The sequence below is a fragment of the Kitasatospora sp. NPDC057512 genome (genome assembly GCF_042802135.1).
Lineage (GTDB): Bacteria > Actinomycetota > Actinomycetes > Streptomycetales > Streptomycetaceae > Kitasatospora.
On record NZ_JBHVET010001251.1, the window covers coordinates 1 to 1,265 of the forward strand.

Consider the following 1,265-nt stretch of genomic DNA (forward strand, 5'->3'; position numbering starts at 1 on the left):
GTGGCCGTGGTGGCCGCCGAGTCGGCCCGCCGGGGGCGGGCCCTGAGCGATTCCCGTGACCTGCACGCCCGGCAGGTGGAGGAGTGGCAACGCAGGTTGGCCGGGCAGGAGGACGAGCTGGACCGGCTCGCCCGGGTGGAGATGCGCAGGGTGGTCGCCGGGGCCCGGTACGGGTACTCCTTCGACGTCCTGACCCGCCCGTTCGAGGAGAGCGAGGCGCCCGTCTCGCCACGGTTCCGCCGCTCGCTGGTGGCCGTCACCGAGGCCGTCGCCAAGGCCGTCGACGACGAGGTCAGCCGGCGCGACTCGGCCGAGCGGGCCTTCGTCAACATCGCCCGCCGGGTCCAGGCCATCATCCACCGGCAGGCCAAGGACCTGCGGGAGATGGAGGACCGGCACGGCAACGACCCGGCGGTCTTCGACGACCTGCTGCGCCTGGACCACGGCAACGCGCTGAGCGGCCGCCTGGCCGACAGCATCGCCGTCCTGTCCGGCGCCCGCCCCGGCCGCCAGTGGACCCGTCCGATCGCGCTCTACAGCGTGCTGCGCGGCGGCATGTCCCGGATCCTGGAGTACCAGCGGGTGGACCTGCACCCGGTGGCCCAGATCTCCGTCACCGGACCGGCCGTCGAGCCGCTGATCCACGCCGTCGCCGAGCTGCTCGACAACGCCACCCGCTACTCCCCGCCGCACACCCACGTGCACCTGAGCGCCTCCGAGGTGCAGAGCGGGATGGCAATCGAGATCGAGGACGGCGGCCTCGGCCTCACCGACGAGGCCCGGTTCCGCGCCGAGCGCTCGATCCGCGAGGCGATGGTCTCCAAGGACTTCGACGACCTCACCGAGTCCCCCCGGCTGGGCTTCGCCATCGTCGGCCGGCTCTGCCAGGCGTACGGCTTCCAGATCTCGCTGCGCCGCTCCGCGTACGGCGGCGTGCGGGCGGTGCTGGTCGTGCCGCAGGAACTGCTCACCACCGCGCCGCCGACCGGGCGGGCGCACGGCATCGGCGCCTTCTCCGGCCCCCGCCCACTGCCCCCGAACCCGCCCCGGCACGCGGCCGCGGGCCGCCCCTGGGGCACCCGGACGACCTCGGCCGGCGTCGGGCCGTCCTACGGCTCGACCAACCCGTGGGGGCCCTCCGGCCCGGGCGCCGGGGACGACGAGGTGATCGTGACCGAGTGGACGCCCAACGGCCTGCCGCAGCGCCGGCGGAGCCGCCCGATGATGCCCCGGGGCGGCTTCGGCGGGGCCGCGCGCCCCGCTCC

General features: G+C 75.4%; 1 protein-coding gene. It reads left to right on the top strand.

The window, feature by feature from the left end; translation table 11 throughout:
* On the top strand, positions 1 to 1,265 hold a 1,265-nt coding region (locus tag ACFU6K_RS39275), incomplete at both ends, for a sensor histidine kinase (RefSeq protein ID WP_380671504.1).